Here is a 16,685-nt window from a genome sequence, read left to right on the forward strand (position 1 = left end):
CCCGCCGCGGGCCCGCGTATGGAAGGACACCCCCGTCGATGACCGTCAGCACCACGCCGTCCCACAGCCGCATTCCTGATATTCGTGACATTCGTGGCTTTCGCGCGGGCGACGGCCCGCGGCTGGTGGCGGCGTGGCGCCGGAGCGCGCCCGCCGACCCCATCACCGCGGACCGCTTCCGCTCCCTGGTCCTGCTCGACGCCAACTTCGACCCGGAGGGGCTCCGGGTCGCCGTCGACGGCGACCGTGTCGTCGGCGCGGCCTACGCGGTGCGCCGGCTGACGCCGATGGCCGGCACCGATCTGGAGCCGGAGCAGGGCTGGATCCCGTTCTTCTTCGTCGACCCGGCCGCCCGCGGGCGCGGCCTCGGCCGCCGGCTGCTGACCGACGCCCTCGACTGGCTGCAGAGTCACGGCCGGACCCGGGTGGACTTCTCGTCGTACACCCCGAACTATGTCTTCCCCGGCCTGGACGCAGAGGCGTACCCGGAGGCGGCGGGGCTCCTCGGGTCCCTGGGTTTTCGCACGCTGTACGAGGCGGCGGCGATGGACCGCCGCCTGGTCGGCTACCGCGTCCCGGAAGAGGTCGCGGGCCGCCTGGACGAACTGACGGCGCGGGGCCACCGGTTCGCCACCCCGTCCGACGACGACCTGGTGGACCTGTTCGCGCTCGCCGGGACCCACTTCGGCCCGGACTGGGCGCGCACGATCCGGGACTGCCTGACCGCGGGCACGCCGCTCGACCGGATCGTCGTCGCCCGGGACCCATCGGGCCGTATGACCGGCTGGGCGATGCACGGCGCGTTCGAGTCGGTGGACGAGCGGTTCGGGCCGATCGGTGTGCTGGAGGACATGCGCGGCACCGGACTCGGCGAGGTCCTGCTCCACCTCGTCCTGGAGCGGATGCGGGCGCGCCGAGCGCACTCCGCGTGGTTCCTGTGGACCGGCGAGCAGTCCCCGGCGGGCCACCTGTACCGCAAGGCCGGGTTCACCACGACCCGGAGGTTCCGCGTGATGCGCCGGGAGGCCGCCCGGTGACGCGGGCGCTGCGCACCGAAGACGTGAACCGCCGTCAGCCGCCGCGGACAGGTGCCCTGAGCCGCCGTCACTTCGCGCTCGCGCTCCCCCCGGCGCTGCTCGCCGCCGGATGTGCCGCGCCGCACCGGGGCACGGGTCGGCCCGGGGACCCGATCGTCCTCACCCTGCTCTCCCACTACGCGAGCGGGGCGCTCAAGGAGGCCCTGCGACGCCCGGTCGACGAGTGGAACGCCACGCACGACCGGGTCAAGGTGGAGACGAAGGCCGTCGAGTTCACCGACCTGCTGACCACGATCATGGTCCGACAGGCCGCGGGGCAGGGCACCGACATCCTGCACCCGTACTGCCTGTGGAACGGCCAGCTCGTCCGGGCCGGTGTCCTGCGGCCCGCTCCGCCCGAGCACGCCGAGGAGGTCCGGCGCGGCTACGGCGAGGCCGCGGTCGGCTCCTCGTCGGTGGGCGGAAAGGTCTACGGCTACCCCACCGAGGTCCAGACGTACGCCCTCTACTGCAACAAGCGCCTGCTGCGCGAAGCCGGCATCGACGGCCCTCCGCGCACCTGGCGGGAGCTGGAGGAGGCGGCGTACCGCACCACCAGGCGGGACCGGTACGGCAACACGCTGGTCCAGGGGTTCGGGCTGTCGACCTTCGACGACTCCACCACCGTCGGTCAGACCCTCGCCCTGCTGGGCACCGCCGGCGGAACCTTCGTCTCCGCGGACGGCCGACGCACCGCCATCGACTCGCCGGCCGGCCGGGCCGTGTTCGATCTGGAGCACCGGCTCGTCGCCGAGGGGGCGAGCGACCCCGGCGTCAACGTCTACAAGGCGTTCGCGTCCGGGCAGGTGGCCATGGTGATCAGCGCCGGCTGGTGGACGGCGAACCTGAAGCCCCTGATGGGCGGGGCCTACCGCGACGTCGGCGTCGTGCCGGTGCCCCTCCCCGAGGCGCGCGGCAGGCGGGCCACGCTCTCCACCGGCTTCATGCTCGGCGTCAACACGGCCAGTGAACACCCGCGTGAGGCCTGGGAGTTCCTGCGCTGGCTCAACGCCGAGAAGGTGCGGGAGAAGGGTGCGGCGGCGACCCGGATGAGCGCCCTGCAGGTGTCGGTCGGCTCCCTGACCGGCCGCGCCGACGACATGCGGACGCTCCTCGGCACCGGCGGCGATCCGAACCTGCGCCCGTTCCTGGACGCGCTGGCGTACGCGGTGCCGGAGCCGAACGTGCCGGGGGCGCAGCAGGCCAAGTCGCTGCTGCGCAAGAACATCGAGGCGCTGTGGACCGGCCAGCAGTCGGTCGACGAGGCCCTGCGCACCATCCGCCGTCAGGTCGACCAGGAGGTGTCGCGCTCATGGTGAACACCCTGACGCCGGAGCGGACCGGACGGGAGCACGGCCCGCGGTCCGCCGGGCCCGCCGTCGACGCCCGCGGCCCGGCGCGGCGCCGGCGCCACCAGGCCGTCGTCGCCTACCTCTTCCTCGCGCCGACGCTGCTGTTCTTCGCCGTCTTCCTGGTCCTGCCGCTCGGATTCGCGCTGCTGCTGTCGATGTCCCGCTGGGCCGGTTTCGCCCTCGGCGACATCGATCCGGTCGGCCTGGACAACTTCACGGGGCTCTTCGCGGACGGATCGACGTTCCTGGCGCCGGTCCTCACCAACACCCTGCTGTTCGCCCTGGGCACGGTGGCCCTCGCGCTCGCCGGCTCCGTGCTGGTCGCCACCTGCATCGACAGGCTGCGGTTCCAGGGGCTGTGGCGCACCCTGTACTTCCTGCCGATCGTCACGACCGTCGTCGCCGTCGGCAACGTGTGGAAGTACATGTACGAGCCGAGCGGCCTCGTCAACGGCGTCCTCAACGCCCTCGGGCTCGGCTCGATGGCGTTCCTCCAGGACCCGGACACCGCGCTGCCCTCGGTCGTGGTCGTGCAGGCCTGGGCCTCGGTCGGCTCGGCGATCCTCATCCTGACCGCCGGGCTGAAGTCGATCCCCGATGCGTACTACGAGGCCGCCGCGCTCGACGGCGCCGGACCGGTCACCGTCTTCTGGAGGATCACGCTGCCGCTGCTGCGGCCGTCCCTGCTCTTCGTGTGCGTCACCCAGTTCCTCACCGGCCTGCAGTCGTTCGCGCTGATCATCGTGATGACCAAGGGCGGGCCGGGCGACGCGACCGATGTGGCCGCGCTGGAGATGTACCGGCAGGCCTTCTCGTACGGCGACTGGGGCACCGCGAGCGCCGCCGCCTTCGTGCTGTTCGTGGTGGTCCTCGCGGTCACCCTGGTGCAGTTGTGGATCTTCCGGCGCAAGGGGGAGGACGCATGATCCGCCGCCGTTTCCCGTGGCTGTCGTATCTGGTGGTGGTGACCGGTGCCGTGCTCACGGTGGTGCCGTTCCTGGACATGGTGATGACGTCCTTCAAGGGGCCCGGCGAGGCCGGAACGCTGCCGTACCGGTTCCTGCCCGAGGCGTTCGACCTGTCCAACTACCGGGCGGCGTTCGACCAGCTCGATCTGCCGGTGCTCTTCCGCAACAGCGTCATCGCCACCGCCGTGATCACCGGATCGGTGCTGCTCACGTCGTCGCTCGCGGGCTACGCGCTCGCCAAGCTCCGCTTTCCCGGCCGGGACTTCGTCTTCCGTCTGGTGCTGTCGACGATGATGTTCCCGCCGTTCCTCTTCCTCATCCCGCATTTCATGATCCTCGTGCACTGGCCGCTGGCGGGTGGGAACGACCTGCTCGGGCGGGGCGGAGCGGGCCTGACGGTCAGCATCGCGGCGCTCGTCATGCCGTTCCTCGTCAACGGCTTCGGGATCTTCCTGACGCGCCAGTTCATGGTCTCGATCCCGGACGAGGTTCTGGAGGCGGCGCGCATCGACGGGGCCGGCGAGTTCGCCGTGTGGTGGCGGATCGTGGTGCCGCAGACCAAGCCGGTCGTGGTGACGCTCGGGCTGCTGACCTTCGTCGACGCCTGGAACGAGTACATCTGGGCGCTGCTCGTGTCGACCGCCGCCCCGGACGTGATGACGCTCCCTGTCGGCATCCAGCTCCTCCAGGACTACGTCGACCCGACCCGCACCCTGCCCATCGTCATGGCCGGCCTGGTCCTGAGCATCCTGCCGGTGCTGACCGTCTTCCTGCTGCTGCAGAAGCACTACATCCGCGGGGTCATGCTCAGCGGCCTCAAGTGACTGTGACCAGGGCGGCTCTCCAGGGCATCCACCGCCTCCTCGGCGAGGGCGGACGCGGCACGTGCGACGACGGTGAGCCCGCCGTACGCGGTCAGCGCGTACGGATCGTGCGGCGGGCCGCCCGGCCAGGGCTGAGGCGAGAGCGGCTGCCCGGAGGACCTCATGCCCCTTCCGCGCTCGCGAAACTCGGCCAGCAGGCCCTCTGCCACGCCAAGACAGAACTGGACGGAGACCAGACGTGCGGTCGGCGCGGCCGGCGAGGCGAAGGGTGACAGGAGTGGTGGTTCATCTGCGGCGATACCGCCTCCCCAGCACCACTGCCCCGCCGTCGACTTTCGCTCGATGCGGGCGGCACGGGTACGGTCGGCGAAGAACCGGGCGCTGCAGGACGGGAAGTAGTGGTTGCCCAGCGGGTGTCCGATGGCCCCGTCGGCCGCGGCAACGGTCCGGACGACCGCGTAAACCGTACGCCAGTCCCCACCGTCTCCCCCGAGTTCGGTCGGCGCGAGTGCGGCGGTGCACCGTGACGGGTCGGCTTCATAGTCCTTACGCGAAGCCTGGCGCCGCCGGACGGGGCCGGGATCCTGCCGGGGCTGCCCAGATCCGGGACGACGAGCTCGATGAAGTCGGCGAAGGTGCCAGGGGTGGTGGCGTAGACGAGGTCGAAGCCGTCGAACCGCGGCGATCACATGGGTCATCGCACGCTCCCGGCGTCGGCGAAGGGGACCTGGGCGACGGGGGCCACCTGCTGCCCGTACGGGTGCTGCCACAGACCCTGCGCCTGAAGCTTCGGCAGCACGCCCTCGCCGAACCAGTACGCCTCTTCCAGATGCGGATACCCGGAGAAGATGAACTCCTCGATCCCCAACGCGGCGTACTCCTTGATCCGCTCGGCGACCTCAGTGTGACTGCCGACCAGGGCGGTCCCTGCTCCACCCCGCACCAGCCCGATGCCCGCCCACAGGTTGGGATGGATCTCCAGCCCCTCCCGGCTCCCACCCCCGTGCAGGGCCAGCATCCGCTGCTGTCCCTCGGACTCACTGCGGGCGAGCCCGGCCTGAACCTGCCGCACGGTCTCCGCATCGAAGCCCGCCAGCAGTCGCTCCGCCTCGGCCCAGGCCTGCTCGGAGGTGTCGCGGGTGATGACGTGCAACCGGATTCCGAAGCGGACGCTGCGACCCTCCTTCGCGGCCAGCGCCCTGATCCAGACGATCTTCTGCGCGACGGCGGCGGGCGGCTCACCCCAGGTGAGGTAGACGTCCACATGCCTGGCGGCAACTTCTCCGGCGGTCGGCGAGGAGCCCCCGAAGTACACCTCGGGCACCGGGTCGGGCACCCGGGCCAGCCTGGCGTCCTCGACCTGGAGGTGCTCGCCGGCGAGGTCGACGGTCTTGCCCTCCCACAACCCCCGGACGATTTCCAGGAATTCACCGGTACGGCGGTACCGCGCGTCCTTGTCGAGGAAGTCCCCGTAGGCCCGCTGCTCGTGGCTCTCGCCGCCGGTGACGACGTTGAGCAGCAGCCGTCCGCCGGTCTGGCGCTGGAAGGTGGACGCCATCTGTGCCGCGAGCGTCGGCGAGACGAGGCCGGGGCGGAAGGCGACGAGGAACTTCAGACGCTCGGTGTTCTGGCTGACCATGGCGGTGGTCAGCCACGCGTCCTCGCACCACGCGCCGGTCGGCGTGAGAGCGCCGACGAAGCCGAGGTCCTCGGCGGCGCGGGCGATCTGACTCAGGTAGGCGACCGTCGGTGGCCGGTCGCGCCCGGACTGCGTGGCGGGGGTGCCGTGGCCGCCGCCGACGACGTGGCGGCTGTCACCGTTGGTGGGCAGGAACCAGTGAAAGGTGAGGGACACGTGAGGGCTCCGATCGGTGTTCGTCAGCGTTCGTCACAGGAGGCCGTGCCGGGGCGGCCTGGTGCCGTTGAGCACGTAACGGCCGATGTGCTGGACCTTCCAGCGGGCAGGGTCGTGCAGGGTGTGGGTGCGCGCGTCGCGCCAATGGCGATGCAGTCCCAGGGAGTCGAGCGCCGAGCGGGTACCCGACACCTCGAAGAGGGCGCTGGCGACCTCCACGGCGGCCTCGGCCGCCGCCACTTTTGCGGTGGCCACCGCGATCGAGGCCTCGGCAGCGGAGTCGTCGGTCAGGTCGGCACGGGCGTCGTCGACCGCGCGGGCGGCCTCGCGAAGCAACGCTTCGGCAGCCCTTTCCCTGATCGCCAGTTCGCCGAACCGCTGGATCAGCAGCGGATCGTCCGCGGCGGTCGCGTGCCCCTCGGCGGCGCTCTCGAACCAGGGGCGGCTCTTCGTACGGACGAACTCCACCGCCTCGGCCAGCGCCCCGGAGGCGATACCGGCGTCGATGGCCGCGTGCAGCAACTGAGCGACCGCGCCGTGGAGTTGGGGTCCCCGGAAGGTGAGGTGGTGCGGTACGACGCGGTCGGCGGGCACGGGCACCGACTCCAGGCGGACGGTTCCGCTGGCGGTGGTGCGCTGTCCCATTCCGTCCCAGTCGTCCACGACGGTAAGGCCGGGCGCGTCGCGCGGGACGTACGCCACGTGCAGGGTCTCGTCCTCGGTGCGGGCGAGGACGGGGATCCAGTGGGCGAACAGCGCGCCGGTGGAGTAGTGCTTGACCCCGTCGAGGACGTACGACCCGTCCGGGAGCCGGGCGAGGCGGGTGCGGATGTCCTGGACGTGCTGGGTGCCCGCCTCGGACTGGGCGTTGCCGAACCGCTTTCCGGCCAGTACCTCGCCGAAGAAGAACTCCTGCTGCTCGTCGGTCCCGTGCCGGCGCAGCACGTTGACGTACACGAAGTGGCTCTGCGGGATCTGGGCCAGGCTGGCGTCGGCGGCGGCCAGCAGTCGGAAGATCTCGGCGAGCGTGTCCGCACGGACGTCCGCGCCGCCGAACCGGGCGGGCACGGTCACGGCGAGCAGCCCGGAGGCAGAGAGTCGCTCCAGCTCCGCGTGGGGGAGCCTGCGCCGCGCGTCCCGCTCGGCGGCGTCCTTGCGGAAGTCCGCGGCCAGCTCCGCGGCCACGGCGAGGGCCTCGGCGTCGTCCGCGATGACGTGCGCGGCGCTCATCCGGCGGCCGCCAGCAGTGCCGTCCGCCCGCCCAGCGCGACCGAGAACTGGTCCGTGACCTGCGCCAGAGCCTCGGCCGGTCCCGGCGCGACGTTCAGCGTGCCGTCCTCGCCCACCGTGATGTCCTTGTCGAGCGTGAACCAGCCCGGCGTGATGTGCGCGGGGCCCATGGAGGCCAGCACCGGGCGCAGGGCGTAGTCGATGGCCAGGACGTGGGCGGTGGTGCCGCCGGTGGCCAGCGGGAGGACCGTCTTGCCCGCCAGGGCGTACTGCGGGAGCAGGTCGAGCAGGGACTTCAGCAGTCCGGAGTAGGCGGCCTTGTAGACGGGGGTACCGATCACCACCCCGTCCGCCTGCTCGAACAGGGCGGTGGTGCGGACGATCGCCGGGTGAGCGAAGTCGGCCCCGAGCAGCGCCTCGGCAGGCAGGGTGCGTACGTCCAGCGCGATCACCTCGTGCCCCTGCGCGATGAGCCGCTCGTCCAGATGGCGCAGCAGCCGAGCGGTGCGGGAGGTGGCGGAGGGGCTTCCGGAGACGGACAGGACAGTGGCCATGGGAGGACCTTTCGGTTCGTCGTTTCGTGTGCGGGCCGCGGTCAGGCGTGGGCGGCGGCGGGCTCGGACGCGGCTTCCTGTGCCTCCAGTTCGCGCACCAGGGGCAGCACCCGCTTGCCGAAGTACTCGACCTCCTCCAGGTAGTGCAGGAAGCCGAAGAGGAAGAGGTCGACGCCGAGCCGCTTGTAGGCGACGATCCGCTCGGCGATCTGCTCAGGGGTGCCGATCAGACCCGTACGGAAGCCGTCGTTGTACTGGACGAGGTCCTCGAAGCTCGAGTCCTGCCACATGCCCTTGCCGTCGGCGGTGGACGGGCCGGCCTGCTGGACGGCGTCGCGGAAGCCGTGCACGGCCTGCGTGTCGGCCTTGGCGACGATCTCGCGGAGCGTCTCGCGGGCTTCGGCTTCGGTGTCGCGGGCGATGAGGAAGCCGTTGAGGCCGAACTTCGGCGGCGTACGGCCCGTTCGGGCGGCGGAGGCACGGACGTCGGCGATCTGCTCGGTGACGCCGTCGAAGTCCTTGCCGTTGGAGAAGTACCAGTCGGAGACGCGGCCGGCCATGGCACGGGCGGCGGTGGAGTTGCCGCCCTGGAAGATCTCCGGGTGCGGGCGCTCGGGGGTGTTCAGCGGTTTGGGCTTGAGGGAGAAGTCGCGCAACCGGTAGAAGTCACCGGCGAGTTCGGCGTGGTCCTCGGTCCAGATCTTCCGCAGGGCGCGGATGAACTCCTCCGAGCGCCGGTAGCGTTCGTCGTGTTCCAGCCAGGGCTCGCCCAGCGCGGTGAACTCGCCCTTGAACCAGCCGCTGACGACGTTGACGGCGAAGCGGCCGTTCGACAGGTGGTCGGCGGTGGCGCCGAGCTTGGCGAGGACGCCCGGGTGCCACAGGCCGGGGTGGACGGCGGCGATGACCTTCAGCCGCTGCGTGGCGAGCAGCAGGGCCAGGCTGAAACTGGTCGACTCGTGCTGGTACTCGGCGCCGTAGCTGGCCATGTAGCGGACCTGGCTGAGCGCGTAGTCGAAGCCGTTGTTCTCGGCGAGGACGGCGAGTTCGCGGTTGTAGTCGTAGCCCCAGTCGGTGCGCTGCTCGATGGTGCTGGTGACCAGGCCGCCGCTGACGTTCGGGACCCAGTAGGCGAAGCGGACGGGGTCGGATACGGGGTGTGCGGAGGATGCGGGCATGGGAACTCCTGGCAGGAGAATGCTGCGCGGGCAGGACGAATGAGCTCCGCGGAATTCAGGCACGCTGGAGCGGCGTTTCCGGGAAATCCGTCGTCACGACGGAAACAAGCCGGGCCCGGAATTCACGGAAGGAAGTCACAGAGGGAGCGGGTGGGAGGGTTTCCCTCGGGTGCGCTCAGGCTCGACAGCGACAGAAGGCGCTGGAGACACGCGCAAGGTCGACGTGGCGTCGCCGCGTGAGGTCCTGTCGCTTCATGCCACCGATCGAACCAGGAGGGACTCCGGCCGGTCAAGAATGCCCGGTGGTGATTCCACATGGTGAGAGTCGGTATTCACGAGGTTGTGACAGGGATTCCCTTGAACCCGCTCCGGGGAAGGCTCAGTCTCCTTTTCGTGCGTATCGAACAGCTCGAATACATCGCTGCCGTCACGCGGCTCGGTTCGCTGCGGCGCGCCGCCGACGAACTGCACCTGTCCCAGCCCGCGCTCAGCGAAACCGTACGCAATCTGGAGCGCGAGCTCGGCGTGGACCTGCTGGAGCGCAAGCGGTCCGGGGCAAAGATCAGCGACGAGGGACGCGAGCTGCTGCCGCACATCATGAGCGTGCTGGACGCGGTCGACCGGCTGCGCGGCGCGGCCGGCGACCAGCACCGCATCAGCCGCATGGTCCGGCTCGGCACGGTGAACACGGCTACCGTGCCGCTGGTCATCCCGACCGTGCGCGAGTTCCGGGCCTCGCACCCGGTCACCCAGGTGGAGTTGGTCGGCGCGCAGCAGGCCGACATCCACCGCGGGCTGTTGGAGGGCGCCTTCGACCTGGGACTGGTGAACTACCTGCGGGGCGACGACCTGCCGCCCGGCTTCGAGACGACGGAGTTGCTCTGCGGGCGGCCGGTGGTGTGTGTGCGTCCGGACAGTCCGCTGGCGGCCCTGGATGCGGTGGACGCGGACAGTCTCCTGGCCGAGCCGTTGATCGTGATGCGGTCCGGGTATGTGATGCACCGCTTCGTGCACCGGCTGCTGCGCGGCCGGACGCCGTCCTTCTCGTACTCCACCGACGGCGCTGAGATGGGCAAGCTGATGGTGGCCGAGGGGCTGGGGGCCACGGTGCTGCCGGACTTCAGCGTCGTCGGCGACCCTCTGGAGCGAAGTGGCGCGATCACTGTGCGGCCGCTCGCGCGGGATGCGACAGACGTGCTGCTGGTGCTGCAGCGCCGCCATTCCGGCGCCGTGCCGCGGGCGGTCCGCGACCTGCACGACCTCTTCGTGCGCAACGCCCAGGCGTACGGCGCTTCGTCGCGACGGCTGACGGTGGGATGACCCGTGATCACGGAATCGGTCAATCCGCTGAGTGTGACGCGTGACGCCTGGCGGGACACGGCCGCCGGGACGGGCGTGCGTGTCGTGGGGGTGGAGGTGGTGTGCTCGGATCCGGCGGAGCACCAGCTCCGCGTGACCTCGCGGTCGACCCACATTCCAGGCCTGCCGCTGCCTGACCGGCAGCAGGTCGTCGACCGCGAGCACGTCATCGTCGACACCGCGGGACAGAGCCCGCAGCAGTCAGTGGCTCTGCTCCTCCGCGGCCTGGCAGCGGGCTGACCGATACCGGGCGGCTGTGCAAGCGCCCGGCTCGGCCAAGTCGTCACGTTTGTCCTGCGGTTCAAGCACCTCGATGTGGGGACCGGAGGTGCGGGGGCCGCGGGGAGAGGTCAGCCCCGACAGCGAGCGCGGCCCGGCGTACACAGCGCGCTGTGCACGCGGAGCAGATCGACGCCATGGCGTCACCGTCACTCTTCCGGCCCTGTGGGCCTCGCGCTTACCGAAACTTCATCGGCCGGGTCGTCACCTGGGGCACCCCACCGCGGTGGGAGGGTTGCCGGTCAGCGAGCCAGGGCTTGTGGCTGACGCTCTTGACCGTTCTGGGCGGTGGTTGAAACAACGGCCCGAACACTTGTCAACGCCGGTCCGGCAGAGCGGGTCCTCGACCCGCGGCGCGGGCGGACTCCCGCCGCTCCGGGAAGCGGCGGGAGTCGTGAGCGGGTCAGCCATGGAACTGGTTCGCCGGGACCGGCAGCCCGTAGTGCTCACGCAGGGTCGTGCCCTCGTACTCCTCGCGGAACAGGCCCTTGCCGCGCAGGATCGGCAGCACGTGCTCGGCGAAGGCCACCAGACCCGACGGCAGGGCGGGCGCCATGATGTTGAACCCGTCCGCGGCACCGCCCTCGAACCAGTTGATGATCGTGTCCGCGATCTGCTCGGGTGTGCCGATGAACTCGAAGTGACCGCGTCCGCCGCCGAGCCGGGAGATGATCTGCCGGACCGTCAGCTGCTCACGCACCGCGAGGTCGATGATCAGGTCGGAGCGGCTCTGCGAGCCTTCCAGCTTCGGCCTGGCGAGGATGAAGTCCGGCAGTGGCTTGTCGAGTTCGAAGACCGACGGCTCGGTCTCGAACACGGCGGCCAGCTGACGCAGCCCGTACTCCGGAATACGCAGCTCGTCGAACTGCCGGGCAAGCGCCCGGGCCTCCTCCTCGGTCGACCCGATGTACGGGACGATGCCGGGCAGGACGATCACACCGTCCGGGTCGCGGCCTGCGACCCTGGTCCGCGCCTTGATGTCCGCGTAGAAGGCGGCCGCGCGCTCGTACGTCGTGTGCGCGGTGAAGATTGCCTCGGCGTGGCGGGCCGCGAAGTCCTTGCCGTCCTCGGAGGAGCCGGCCTGGACGAGCAGCGGGTAACCCTGCGGTGGACGCTCGACATTGAGGGGGCCGGCCACCTTGAAGTACCGGCCCCGGTGGTCGAGGCGGTGCAGACGCGCGGGATCGGCGTAGCGTCCGGTGGCCCTGTCCGCCAGGACTGCCTCGGACTCCCAGCTGTCCCACAGCGCCTTGGCGACCTTCAGGAACTCGTCGGCGCGGGCGTAACGTTCGGCGTGGCCGGGGCGGTCGTCGAGGCCGAAGTTGGCGGCCTCGTCAGCCCCGGCCGAGGTGACGATGTTCCAGCCGGCGCGGCCGCCGCTTACGTGATCGACGGACGCGAGCCGACGGGCGAGGTTGTACGGCTCGTTGTACGTCGACGACACGGTCGCTATGAGGCCGATCCTGCTGGTCGCCTGGGACAGCGCGGTCAGCAGCGTCAGCGGTTCGAGCTGCCCCGGCGGCCGGAACTCGCCGGTGCCGATGAGTGCCGGGCCGTCCGCGAGGAACAGCGAGTCGAACTTGGCGCTCTCGGCCAGCTGCGCCAGCTCGGTCCAGTGCCGCAGGTCGAAGTCCGCCCGGGAATTGCTGTGCGGGAGCCGCCACGCCGCCTCGTGGTGGCCCGCCTCCATGAGGAAGGCGTTGAGGTGGAGACGCCGTCTCGCGCTCATGAGGTGACCTTCAGCTTGGAGCTGTCGTAGCCGGCCGGGAGGAGGTTGTCGGTGATCGACTTGACGTCGACCCTCTTGGTGATCTGGCCGGCCTCCAGGAAGGCGTCGGCGAGCTTCTGCTCCAGTTCGAGGTCCGACTGCTCCACCGGGGTCACCCGGTTCGAGTAGGCGGCCAGGGACGCCTTGGCGTCGGCCGGCGGGATGCCCTGCTCCTTCGACAGCGCCTGCGCGTATTCGTCGGGGTTCTTGACGGCCCAGGCGAACTCTCGCGAGAGCCTCTTCAGTACGTCCGTGAGAGCGGCACGCTTGGTCTTGTCCTTCAGCGACGTGTCACTGGCGACGTAGTAGCTGCTCGTCTGGTCGATCGGCGGGAGCCCCTTCACCAGGATCCGCGCGCCGTTCTTGACCGCGATGGCGGACTGGGGGTTCCAGATCGACCAGGCGTCCACCTTGCCGGTGTTGAACGCCGTAGCGCCGGCCGCCGGGTCCAGGAAGGTCAGCTTCACGTCCTTGGGGGTGAGGCCGACGCTCTTCAGCGCGTTCAGGGCCAGGCCGTGGGCTGAACTGCCCTGCGGAACGGCGATCCTCTTGCCCTTGAGGTCGGCGGCCGTCTTCAGCTTCGAGCCCTCCGGAACGATGATGTTCTCCACCGCCTGGTCGGGCGTGAGCGAACGGTTGACGGCGACGACCTTGAAGCCGTACTCCTTCGCGGCACCGGTGATCGGCGGCACGTCGCCGACGCTGCCGAGGTCGATGTCGCCCGAGGCGGCGGCCTGCACGAGGGGCGGGCCGTAGGTGAAGCGGGCGAACTTCACCTTGTAGGGCGCATTGTCGAACACGCCGGTGATCTTCGCCAGCTCCTGGCTGCCGTCGCCGCCGTTGTCGCCGATGGTGAAGGTGTACTTGCTCCACTCGGGGTGTCTGGCGTCGCTCGCTGCGACGGCGTTGCTCAGGGGCGCGGCGCTGTCCGAAGACGACGATCCGCAGGCGACGAGGGTGCCCGCCAGGGCGAGCGAGCCGACGGCGCCGATGAGTCGGGGGGTTCTCTTTCGCATGGTTCTCGTGCTTTCTGTGCTTGAGAGGAAGAGTGTTCGGGGAGGTCAGTGCTGGCCGGCGAGGCCGAGGTCTTCCAGGAGCCGGGCGCGGAGTTCCTCGCGTGCGACGCTCGCTTCGCGGTCCGCGGCCAAGAGGTGAACCTCGTGCGAGGTGCCGATACGGCCATTGCTCATGACGACGATGCGGTCCGCCAGGGCGATCGCCTCGTCGACGTCGTGGGTGACGAGCAACATGGCGGCGTGATGCTTGGTCCGCAGCGCCCGTACGAGGTCGTGCATGCGTAGCCGCGTGATGGCGTCGAGGGCCGCGAACGGCTCGTCGAGCAGTACGAGTTCGGGTTCCGAGACCAGCGCTCGCGCGAGCGACACCCGCTGGGCCTCGCCCCCGGAGAGCTCCTTGGGCCATGCCTTCTCACGGCCCGAGAGCCCGACCTCGGCGAGCACTTCGAGGGCCCGCTGCTCCGCGTCGGGCCCGTGCAGGCCGAGGGTGACATTGCGCAGCACCCGCTGCCACGGCAGCAGCCGGTCGGCCTGGAAGACGATCGCACGCCGTGCCGGGACCTCCACGCGCCCTCCGTCGGGCCGGTCCAGTCCGGCGAGCAGCCGCAGAAGGGTGCTCTTGCCGCAGCCCGAGGGGCCGAGCAGGATCACCAACTCCTCGTCGGCGATGGTGAGGTCGAGGTGGTCGAGGACCGTCCGGTCACCGAACCGACGGACCACCTGCTCGACCACGACCCCGGTCTGCCGACGGGGCTCCGTCGCGATCGTGCTGCTCATGACGCCTCATAACTGGGGCGCCACCTCAGCAGCACCCGCTCGAGAACCCGGACGAACTGGTCGGCGAGCAGACCGAGGAGCGAGTAGATCACCAGCCCCACGAAGACCTGGTTGGTCTGGAGATACGTCTGCCCCTGAGTGATGAGGAAGCCAAGTCCCTGGTCGGCGTTGACCGTTTCGGCTGCGACCAGGCCCAGGACGCTGTAGGCGAGAGAGAACCGGAGGCCGACGAGGAAACCGGGCAGGGCTCCGGGCACCAGCACCCGCGTCACCAGGCGCCAGGTGCCCGCACCCGTCGTGCGCGCCATCTCGATCAGCCGCTGGTCGACGCCCCGGATCGCGGCGAACAGGTTGAGATACATCGGGACACCGGCTCCGAAGGAGATCAACAGCACCTTGGTGAGTTCGTCGATGCCGAACCACACGATCATCAGCGGCAGTACGGCGAGGAGCGGGATCGTGTTGAGCACCTGCACGAGGCCGTTGAACAGGTACTCGCCGCTGCGCAGCAGCCCACCGAGCACGCCGGTGACGATCCCCACCGTCAGCCCGATCGCCAGACCGATGCCGGCCCGCTGCAGCGACATGGTCAAGTCGGGTCCGAGGACGCCCTGTTGCCACAGGTCGGCGGCTGACTTCACGATCGAGGTCGGCGCCGGGGCGTAGGTCTTCGACACCACTCCGGCCCGGGCGAGCGCCTCCCAGGCGATGAGGATCGCGACCGGAGCCGTGTAGATGCCCAGCGGCCAGCGCAGGCGCTCGCGGATTGTGCTGAGCGGTGTGCTTCGGCGGACGTCGCGCGGCAGGAACACTTCGCGTTCCCGCACGCTCGTCGTGTCGGCGTCCGGGTGCTCGGTGACGGCCGGCGCCTTGAGGCTGAGCTCGGTCATGCCGCCACCGCCGACACGCCGCTGTAGTGCGAGGGATCGCCGACGAGCTGCTCGCTGCGGCGGCCGTCGACACCGGTCGGCACCTCACCCGCGACCGTCACCCGGTTGAGGCGGCGCGGGTGGTCGTCGTAGTTGTCCACCCCGTAGTGCTGCGTGATCTGGTTGTCGAAGATCAGCAGCTGGTTTCGGGACCACCTCCAGCGCAGGATGTTCTCCGGACGCGTCACGTACGACTGGAAGATGCGCAGCAGATCCGCCGAGTCGCTGCTCGACAGGCCGACGATCTGCTTGGCGAACCCGCCGATGAACAAACCGCGTTCGCCCGTCAGCGGATGCACCCGCACGACCGGGTGCTCGGCCTCGTAGGGCGTCGAGACGAAGATGCGGTCGTACTCCCGTTGTTCGGCGGTCGCGGCTGCTGGGCGCGCGTAGTCGTACTGGTTGGTGTGCACGACGCGCAGCGTGTCTGCAAGGGAGCGCAGCGGTTCGGGGAGGTCGCGGTAGGCCGCGGCGGCGTTGGCGATGAGGGTCTCGCCGCCGTAGGGCGGGATCACGACGGACCGGAGTGTGGTCAGCTGCGGAGGGTTGACCACGAAAGTGACGTCCGTGTGCCATGCGTTGGCCTTGGAGGTCCCACTGTCGACGGCGAGCACGTTCGTCGTGCCCTCTGCCGCCGGCACGTTCGGATGAGCGGTCGTCAGCTCGCCGAACCACCCGGCCACACGCTCCTGGTCGGCGTTGTCGAGCCGCACGTCGTCGAACACGATCGCCTTGTGCTCGTTGAGGGCGTCTCGGAGCGTGGTGATCGTCGAGAGGTCCGGCGGCGTCGCGAGGTCGACGCCCTCGACGACTGCGCCGATACGGCCGGTGAGCTTGCGGATGGACGGAGGCATGAGGGGGTCCCTCCCGGATGGATGGGCACACCGAGGCGTGCCGGGCAGCTGGATGAAGGCGCTGGTAGCGCGCAGGACTGATCGACCCGGCACACGGAACGCCGAATCGGCCGGGCCGGAGAGAAAAAGCGTGGTCGCAGGACCGCTACGGCCGCGTTCTCAGCGACCCGGTCGGCGTATGCGAGGAGGCTCCCGGCTCATACGAGGCGGAGAGCTCACAGGAGGTGGATACGACGATCCGGTGGGGAAGCAGCGCCGTGCGGGCGGTTTCCGCCTCAGCCAGGCGCGCGCCGACTACGCACACCGGCCAATGCCGACGACCGCTTGCCGGGTCAGCGACAACAGAACGCGCTGGAGACGTGCGCCAGATCGATGTGGCGCCGCCGGGTCAGGTCCACGCGCGGGTTCATGGGACGGGAGTTCAGCAGACGGCCACCACGTTGGTCAATGCTTTCCAGGACAGGTCTTGCATTACGGACACGCGGAACCGCTGCGCCTGTCGAGGGCCGCCGCTCGGTACTGCTCGCCCACCGTCGCCGACAGCCGCGCAGGATCCGCTCGATCGAGGGGCAAGAAGGAGATTCCTGGCAGCCGGAGGCCACGGGATCGCGCTGGCGCCGTTCAACATCCCGGACGCCGGCGACCTCAGTATCGGCCGCCGCCTCA

Annotated in this window: 17 protein-coding genes and 1 riboswitch; of the genes, 6 read left to right on the top strand and 11 right to left on the bottom strand. The window is 70.2% G+C overall.

The genetic code is table 11. The features are described 5' to 3' along the window. The first annotated feature begins 38 nt into the window (after positions 1-38). The 4 genes from ABZ937_RS12620 to ABZ937_RS12635 are packed head-to-tail and all read left to right on the top strand — an operon-like array spanning position 39 to position 4,220. On the top strand, positions 39-1,037 hold the full coding sequence (locus tag ABZ937_RS12620) for a GNAT family N-acetyltransferase (protein ID WP_361689801.1): 999 nt from the start codon (positions 39-41) through the stop codon (positions 1,035-1,037). Beyond that, positions 1,034-2,395, top strand: coding sequence for an ABC transporter substrate-binding protein (locus tag ABZ937_RS12625; RefSeq protein WP_361689804.1), 1,362 nt, complete (start codon positions 1,034-1,036; stop codon positions 2,393-2,395). Before ABZ937_RS12620 ends, ABZ937_RS12625 begins: the two co-directional genes overlap by 4 nt. Then, on the top strand, positions 2,389-3,354 hold the full coding sequence (locus ABZ937_RS12630; RefSeq protein ID WP_361689807.1) for a sugar ABC transporter permease: 966 nt from the start codon (positions 2,389-2,391) through the stop codon (positions 3,352-3,354). Before ABZ937_RS12625 ends, ABZ937_RS12630 begins: the two co-directional genes overlap by 7 nt. After that, positions 3,351-4,220 (top strand): carbohydrate ABC transporter permease, encoded by an 870-nt coding sequence (locus tag ABZ937_RS12635; RefSeq protein WP_361689810.1) that lies wholly within the window; start codon positions 3,351-3,353, stop codon positions 4,218-4,220. The genes ABZ937_RS12630 and ABZ937_RS12635 overlap by 4 nt, the downstream gene beginning before the upstream one ends. Here ABZ937_RS12635 and ABZ937_RS12640 read toward each other — a convergent pair. The 6 genes from ABZ937_RS12640 to ABZ937_RS12665 form a co-directional block, all read right to left on the bottom strand. Continuing rightward, complete coding sequence (locus ABZ937_RS12640; RefSeq protein ID WP_361689813.1) at positions 4,184-4,384, bottom strand: hypothetical protein; 201 nt, start codon at positions 4,382-4,384, stop codon at positions 4,184-4,186. The genes ABZ937_RS12635 and ABZ937_RS12640 overlap by 37 nt on opposite strands. Before the next feature lie 530 nt (positions 4,385-4,914). Next, on the bottom strand, positions 4,915-6,075 hold the full coding sequence (locus tag ABZ937_RS12645; RefSeq protein WP_361689816.1) for an LLM class flavin-dependent oxidoreductase: 1,161 nt from the start codon (positions 6,073-6,075) through the stop codon (positions 4,915-4,917). 33 nt (positions 6,076-6,108) lie between these two features. Next, positions 6,109-7,305: an SfnB family sulfur acquisition oxidoreductase gene (locus tag ABZ937_RS12650; RefSeq protein ID WP_361689819.1), complete on the bottom strand. Its 1,197-nt coding sequence runs from the start codon at positions 7,303-7,305 to the stop codon at positions 6,109-6,111. After that, the gene (gene ssuE / locus ABZ937_RS12655) at positions 7,302-7,859 is read right to left on the bottom strand and encodes an NADPH-dependent FMN reductase (protein WP_361689822.1); all 558 of its coding nucleotides are present in this window, start codon (positions 7,857-7,859) and stop codon (positions 7,302-7,304) included. Before ssuE ends, ABZ937_RS12650 begins: the two co-directional genes overlap by 4 nt. 41 nt (positions 7,860-7,900) lie before the next feature. Further along, positions 7,901-9,037, bottom strand: a complete 1,137-nt coding sequence (gene sfnG, locus ABZ937_RS12660; RefSeq protein WP_361689825.1) for a dimethylsulfone monooxygenase SfnG — start codon at positions 9,035-9,037, stop codon at positions 7,901-7,903. Between the two features lie 175 nt (positions 9,038-9,212). Then, the gene (locus ABZ937_RS12665; RefSeq protein WP_361690182.1) at positions 9,213-9,293 is read right to left on the bottom strand and encodes a putative leader peptide; all 81 of its coding nucleotides are present in this window, start codon (positions 9,291-9,293) and stop codon (positions 9,213-9,215) included. Between the two features lie 137 nt (positions 9,294-9,430). On the opposite strand from ABZ937_RS12665, the gene ABZ937_RS12670 reads away from it, so the two are divergent. Next, complete coding sequence (locus ABZ937_RS12670; protein WP_361689828.1) at positions 9,431-10,357, top strand: LysR family transcriptional regulator; 927 nt, start codon at positions 9,431-9,433, stop codon at positions 10,355-10,357. A 3-nt stretch (positions 10,358-10,360) separates the two neighbouring features. Then, the gene (locus tag ABZ937_RS12675) at positions 10,361-10,636 is read left to right on the top strand and encodes a hypothetical protein (protein WP_361689831.1); all 276 of its coding nucleotides are present in this window, start codon (positions 10,361-10,363) and stop codon (positions 10,634-10,636) included. Positions 10,637-10,844: 208 nt separating this feature from the next. Beyond that, a riboswitch (SAM riboswitch) is annotated at positions 10,845-10,953 on the bottom strand. Positions 10,954-11,078: 125 nt separating this feature from the next. On the opposite strand, the gene ABZ937_RS12680 is transcribed toward ABZ937_RS12675, so the two are convergent. The 5 genes from ABZ937_RS12680 to ABZ937_RS12700 are packed head-to-tail and all read right to left on the bottom strand — an operon-like array spanning position 11,079 to position 16,019. Continuing rightward, positions 11,079-12,404 carry an LLM class flavin-dependent oxidoreductase gene (locus tag ABZ937_RS12680; protein ID WP_361689834.1) on the bottom strand — a complete coding sequence of 442 codons (1,326 nt, stop codon included), beginning with the start codon at positions 12,402-12,404 and terminating at the stop codon, positions 11,079-11,081. Next, positions 12,401-13,459: an aliphatic sulfonate ABC transporter substrate-binding protein gene (locus ABZ937_RS12685; protein WP_361689837.1), complete on the bottom strand. Its 1,059-nt coding sequence runs from the start codon at positions 13,457-13,459 to the stop codon at positions 12,401-12,403. The genes ABZ937_RS12680 and ABZ937_RS12685 overlap by 4 nt, the downstream gene beginning before the upstream one ends. Positions 13,460-13,504: 45 nt before the next feature. Continuing rightward, positions 13,505-14,236 carry an ABC transporter ATP-binding protein gene (locus ABZ937_RS12690; protein ID WP_361689840.1) on the bottom strand — a complete coding sequence of 244 codons (732 nt, stop codon included), beginning with the start codon at positions 14,234-14,236 and terminating at the stop codon, positions 13,505-13,507. Next, positions 14,233-15,126 (bottom strand): ABC transporter permease, encoded by an 894-nt coding sequence (locus ABZ937_RS12695; protein WP_361689843.1) that lies wholly within the window; start codon positions 15,124-15,126, stop codon positions 14,233-14,235. The genes ABZ937_RS12690 and ABZ937_RS12695 overlap by 4 nt, the downstream gene beginning before the upstream one ends. Next, positions 15,123-16,019, bottom strand: coding sequence for a TauD/TfdA family dioxygenase (locus tag ABZ937_RS12700; protein ID WP_361689846.1), 897 nt, complete (start codon positions 16,017-16,019; stop codon positions 15,123-15,125). Before ABZ937_RS12700 ends, ABZ937_RS12695 begins: the two co-directional genes overlap by 4 nt. Positions 16,020-16,685: the final 666 nt, after the last annotated feature.

It is taken from the genome of Streptomyces sp. NPDC046727, from assembly GCF_040645635.1.
Classification (GTDB): domain Bacteria; phylum Actinomycetota; class Actinomycetes; order Streptomycetales; family Streptomycetaceae; genus Streptomyces.